Annotated in this window: 5 protein-coding genes; 4 read left to right on the forward strand and 1 reads right to left on the reverse strand. The window is 54.0% G+C overall.

The annotated features are described in order from the left end of the window. The 4 genes from AB7F49_RS37915 to AB7F49_RS37930 all read left to right on the forward strand — a co-directional run. A partial coding sequence (locus tag AB7F49_RS37915) for an ABC-three component system protein (protein ID WP_428532726.1) occupies positions 1-828 on the forward strand: 828 nt, incomplete at its 5' end. Continuing rightward, on the forward strand, positions 797-1,045 hold the full coding sequence (locus tag AB7F49_RS37920; protein WP_428532729.1) for an ABC-three component system middle component 8: 249 nt from the start codon (positions 797-799) through the stop codon (positions 1,043-1,045). The genes AB7F49_RS37915 and AB7F49_RS37920, both read left to right, overlap by 32 nt. Further along, positions 1,032-2,828, forward strand: a complete 1,797-nt coding sequence (locus AB7F49_RS37925) for a DUF2326 domain-containing protein (RefSeq protein WP_428532732.1) — start codon at positions 1,032-1,034, stop codon at positions 2,826-2,828. The genes AB7F49_RS37920 and AB7F49_RS37925 overlap by 14 nt, the downstream gene beginning before the upstream one ends. 450 nt (positions 2,829-3,278) lie before the next feature. Next, complete coding sequence (locus tag AB7F49_RS37930; protein WP_428532735.1) at positions 3,279-3,644, forward strand: hypothetical protein; 366 nt, start codon at positions 3,279-3,281, stop codon at positions 3,642-3,644. 415 nt (positions 3,645-4,059) lie between these two features. Here the strand turns inward: AB7F49_RS37930 and AB7F49_RS37935 are convergent, their stop codons facing one another. Beyond that, complete coding sequence (locus AB7F49_RS37935; protein ID WP_428532738.1) at positions 4,060-4,740, reverse strand: recombinase family protein; 681 nt, start codon at positions 4,738-4,740, stop codon at positions 4,060-4,062. Positions 4,741-5,354 lie beyond the last annotated feature (614 nt).

Below are 5,354 nucleotides of genomic sequence, written 5' to 3' on the forward strand. Positions count from 1 at the left end.
CGCAAGGCTTCACCATGGACTGGCTCGACGATCATTCAGGCGAAAAATACCATCGGGTACAACAGGCACTTCGCCGAGACCGATTTTTTCTATCCGACGGCTGAGAGTTCAGTGGTTGGCGCAGAAGTTCCCCGCATTCGCAAGCTGCGCGCAGGAGCAGAACTAGATAACTACATGTTGTTCTCCAACCGTCGGTTGGCTGGCGGCGTTGAAGCTGCTATCCGCAAGCATCTCACAACCGAGTGTAAGCTTGCAGTCGGTTCGGTTTATCTGTGTGGCGTTGAACAGTTGGAAGTGTGGCTGAAGACATTCCCAGACGTTGCGGAGAAGGCACAACTCGATCCGGTCGATTCACCGCTGCTTGTCAGTCCAGATGATCTTGCGGAAATCGTTCAAGCGTTGGCAAGGTCAAAGGATGACCTTGCGAAGATCGTGGTCGATGACCCACCGACCCACCGGGTACCCTACGAGCTGAAGAATGAGCTCAACAACATGTCGGTCGAGTATGCGAAGGAGCAGCGCAAACGCTATTTAAAGGACACGAGACAGATCCAGGCGTTTCTGGCCGCGCCGGAGAACATCGAACTGTTGCGGCTCTACGAGTCCGTCGTCGATGAGTTTCAACTCAAGATTACTGCCAGACGGAAGGACTACCAGTCGTTCGATATGGTGATGGAGTACTTGGTAGACTTGCTGTTCGGCCGCGATCCGATCCTACGACAACGGCTCCACAAGCGGGTTACGCGGACCGTGCTCTTCTATATGTATTGGAACTGCGATATCGGACAGGTTCCTGATGTTACGCCCAACAAAACATTCCCATCCTGACCGAACAGTAGTCAGCCTTGCATTGATCCTGTTGACACGTTTGAGGTCGAAGCGGGTAGAGGACTACACGACGCTTCGGACGATTGCCAAAGCGAGGGTTGTCGGCGGCGACGTGTTGTTTCTTCCGGCTCTGAGCTTCCTATACCTTCTGGGTGTCATCGAATATCGAGCGAAGACCGATGCCATAGAGTACGTGGGTCCCAATGAGGCTGTCTAAGCTATATGCAAACAAGCCGGACATTTTTTTGCCGATCCACTTTGCTCCCGGCCTCAACGTAGTTCTGGGCGAAATCCGTCTGCCGGCGAACAAGGAGAAGGACACACACAACCTCGGCAAGACTACGCTCGGGCGCTTGCTAGATTTCGGCTTCCTGGCTCGGACGGACGCCAGATTCTTTCTGGTGAAGCATGCCGATCGCTTTAAGGAGTTTGTTTTTTTTCTCGAGATTGAGCTTGGCGAAAGCAGCTTCGTCACGGTGCGGCGAAGCGTCATGGAGCCAACGAAAATTAGTTTTAAAAAACATCGACTGGGTCGCCAGAACTATACGCACCTGAGCGAAAGTGGTTGGAACCACTGGAACGTGCCGTTCGACCGGGCGCGCGATCTTCTGGACGGATTGCTCGACTGGCGCGCACTTAAGCCGTGGTCATTCCGCAAAGGCCTTGGGTACCAGCTGCGCTCGCAGGACGACTATCGCGACGTCTATCAGTTGCGTCGTCTCGCATCAGCTGCCCACAGTGAGTGGAAGCCCTACTTGGCCCACATTCTAGGATTCAAGGCATCGTTGATCGGACAGCACTACGCGAAGGAAAGAGACCTCGAAAAGAAGAAGGCGACCGAGAAGACCCTTAAGAGCGAGCTGGGGGGGTCTGTCGAAGATCTGAGCAAAATTGAAGGTCTTCTGCTTCTGAAGCGCGACGAAGCTGCAAAGAAGCAAGCTCTGCTGGATGCGTTTGATTTTCGCGCGCGGGACCGCGAGGCAACTCGACAGCTTGTCGAAGAGATCGATCAAGAAATCGCCGCGCGCAATCAGCGTCGGTATTCGTTGAACCAAAATAAAAAGAGAATAATGACGTCACTCGACGATGATATTATTTTGTTCGATCCGGAGGAGGCAAAGCGACTGTTTGCCGAGGCTGGAATTCTTTTCGAAGGGCAGATCAAGAAGGATTTTGAGCAACTGATCGCCTTCAATCGGGCAATAACCGACGAGCGTGGCAAGTACCTGTTGGAAGAAAAGGCAGAGATTGAGAGTGAGGCAAAAACCATCACTTCGGAATTGAACGCCCTAAACAAGAGGCGCTCCGCGACGCTTGCATTTCTGAGCAGCACAGACGTATTTACAAAATACAAGCGGGCCTCCGATGAGATGGCGACATTGAAGGCGGATATTATTTCGCTTGAGCGCCAGCGCGACTTGCTGCATCGGTTACAAACATTGCGGTATGAAATCAGACAACTCGGCGACGAGATCAAACAAGTGCAGGAGCAAATCGAAGCTGATGTTGAGAAGCAAAATAGTAATAAGGACAGTTTGTTCTCAAAGATCCGGCTGAGTTTCAATGAGATTGTCGAGGGAGTGATCGATAGAAAGGCGTTGCTCAGCGTAGCTCCTAATCGGGAGGGGCATTTGGAATTCAAGGCCGATATTCTCGATGAGGCAGGCAACGCAACGAGTGCTGGACTCGGGTATACCTATCGCAAGCTATTGTGCATAGCATTCGATCTCGCTGTGCTGCGCTCACATCTAAATGTAAGGTTCCCACGTTTTGTATTTCACGACGGCGTGTTTGAATCGCTCGATGACCGAAAGAAGGAGAGACTTCTCGACGTGATCCGGCGACTAGCTGGCGAAGGGCTGCAGCCTATTATCACACTCATCGATTCTGACCTTCCGAAGAATGATGAGGCAACTCCCGTTTTCGAGAAGGATGAGATCGTCGTGCTCTTACACGATGAGGGCGACGACGGTCGACTTTTCAAGATGCCGACATGGTAGACGAGAAAAAGAGCAGCTGACGTTGATTGCGCTGACACGGACGTGATCGGACACCTGGCATCAGGGTGCTCCTCGCTCGATGACCGCAATTTGGGACCACGCTCGTCAGTGCAGCGCGCCATTGGGGCGTGATAGTGCGCTACCTCCGCAAGCCATTCGTTGCGCAAGCCCCAGATCAATCGCTGAGCGGATAACACCTGACGATGCCGACCATCAGAAAGTGTGGGACGAGATTCATCGCGAAATGGGGTGTCGCTTGCAAAAAGGGAATTAGTCGCGGGGCAGATGAACCGGACCGCGTGAACTGAAGAACTGAGGGGCGTTTCGTCTCTCAGCTCTCAATGGCTTGACCACCAAGGACCGCGCTGATTGAACTGAATCTTCACACGACGTTAAATCGCTAAGCGTACTCTTTGTCGACTGAATATTGTCCACGGGATCATTATATTCATGCATACCCAAACGCTATTCGTCGCGACCCTCGTGCTTGGTGCCATCGGCATTGGGATCGGAAACGGCGTGACCAAACTCCTACCCACCGCTTCCACCACCGTTGAGAGCGTAGCGCCCGAATGCGCCTTCGATCTCGCACCCGGCATGCGGCTGATGGAAGTCATGACGACGGCACGCGGGTGTTCACGGATCTCACTGCGTCACCATTACACTGACGGCACCACGAAGACCGAGATCACGGATCCTCCGACCCTCGCGGCGCGCGTGGTCCACATGGACCTGATTAAGTACGCGCAGATGAAACGCTCAGATCCAGATCGAGCCGACGACTACGCGAGAACGAGCCTCTACCCGATGCGGTGATGTTCTCAAGCAACGTTACTAATGTATTAAAGCGGCCTGTGATTGTTATTTTGACCCGCACGTGGTGGCGGTTGTGAAGGCCTCGAGTGCGTACTCCCGCCGTGGTTCCATGCGTAGTCTGATTATTTCCAAAGATCGCGTGGAACGTCCGCGCGGTGCTGAATGAACTTCACATCCTCGGACCCCGGGCTGCGCCGTCAGCGAGCGAGTTTGGCCGATTTGTGATCATTCTCAATACAGCACATGAGATCGACAGACATCTCAGGTAGTAGGTAGGCATCGCCCGGCGCTGAGAAGCGCGTCGTTCCTTTAATCGATTTGATTTGCAACTCGAGACTCAGCGCAATTGGCTTTCAGGATCGATGTTGGTTTGTCGCGAGCAGGACAGGCGAAGCGGTTACTGTCTGAAGGACAGTCACGCTCGGGTGTGCTCGCGAATGAACTTACACAGAGTATTCGGAGTTGCCGAGACGCCGCGATTGAGACGCATGTGATTGATGATCGCTCGTGATGCGTAGCCGCGCCGATGCAGGTCCAGGACGTAGCGGTGCAACTCGGTGTCGGGCGCTATAACCGCGACCCCATCAACAAAGGCCTTGCGGTAGGCGAATGGAACAGGTCCGCCGAGATACTCGCTGCGCGACCTCTGAAGCGCCTTGGCCTCGCGGATGCGGGCCTGGATGCGGGCTCGCTCGAAGGACGCCTGACCCGCCATGATCGTGAAGGTAAACTCGGCGACTGCATCGTCGGCGAGGTCGCGGGTCCCTTGATCGCCGAGCACAAGACCGACGCTGGCTGAGCGGCAGTCCTTCAGGAGCGCAAGGCTGTCCATCGTGTCACGGCTAAGCCGATCCTGCTTCGAGGTCACGATCGCGTCTCCTGAGGCGACCACGACCCAAAGAGCGGCACCCTGGGGCCTATCCCGGAAGGCGATCGAGCCGGACACGCCAACGTCGCAGTAGACGCCAGCAACTTCCCAGTCGTTCAAAGTGCAGATGGCCTCACACTGCTGCTGTTGGACGTCGAGGCTGTAGCCGTCAGCTTGTTCTGCCGTCGAGACACGGCAGTAAATCCAGGCGCGACGCTTGACACCCATTTGATGGCTCGATGACTGTTTTCGAGATTTAAGGGGCCGCGCCATCGTTTTTCTTTCATTTGATTTGATAGGCAAAGGATAGCCCGAATATAGCAGTTGCTAAAGCGCCTAAGATATTCGTGGTTATTCATTCGTTACGAAGCGCTGGCACGGCACTTGCCGATCGCTTTTCGAATGCCCTCGGAAAGGACCGTTTTTGTGGGCGGGCTCAGGAATTGGCACGTTTTTTGAGGTCGAGGTCGTCAAGCGAAACTCGATAAATTGGTTGAAATCAGGTTAATTCACTAAGAAACGGCATCTTTTGTGCCATTTTGGGACGTTTTGTGCCGTTTTGGCACAGGAATTCAGGGGTTGATAGGGATTTGGACGTTTACGGATCGTAAATAATTTGAACCGGACCCCGTTATATCCGATCGGATATATCGGGATTCGGGTCCTGGGCTGGCCAAGAGACCTTCAGTCTTGAGGCAGGGTCCTACGCCGGATTGGTGTGAACCGGCGTGCAAATTTGACCCCTGTTTTGGGGTAATCGGCGCGCAATTTTGACCCCACCTGCGATATTCTGAAGATGGTGCTCTGTGCGTGCGTCGGCACTGAGCGAGCCAGGGATGGTG

It is taken from the genome of Pseudorhodoplanes sp. (assembly GCF_050250235.1).
In the GTDB taxonomy this organism is placed as follows: Bacteria; Pseudomonadota; Alphaproteobacteria; order Rhizobiales; family Xanthobacteraceae; genus Pseudorhodoplanes.

Excerpts from the sequence above, each read along its gene's own strand:
- AB7F49_RS37920 (WP_428532729.1), top strand. The coding sequence starts at position 797 with ATGTTACGCCCAACAAAACATTCCCATCCTGACCGAACAGTAGTCAGC.
- AB7F49_RS37925 (WP_428532732.1), top strand. The coding sequence starts at position 1,032 with ATGAGGCTGTCTAAGCTATATGCAAACAAGCCGGACATTTTTTTGCCG.
- AB7F49_RS37930 (WP_428532735.1), top strand. The coding sequence starts at position 3,279 with ATGCATACCCAAACGCTATTCGTCGCGACCCTCGTGCTTGGTGCCATC.
- AB7F49_RS37935 (WP_428532738.1), bottom strand. The coding sequence starts at position 4,740 with ATGGGTGTCAAGCGTCGCGCCTGGATTTACTGCCGTGTCTCGACGGCA.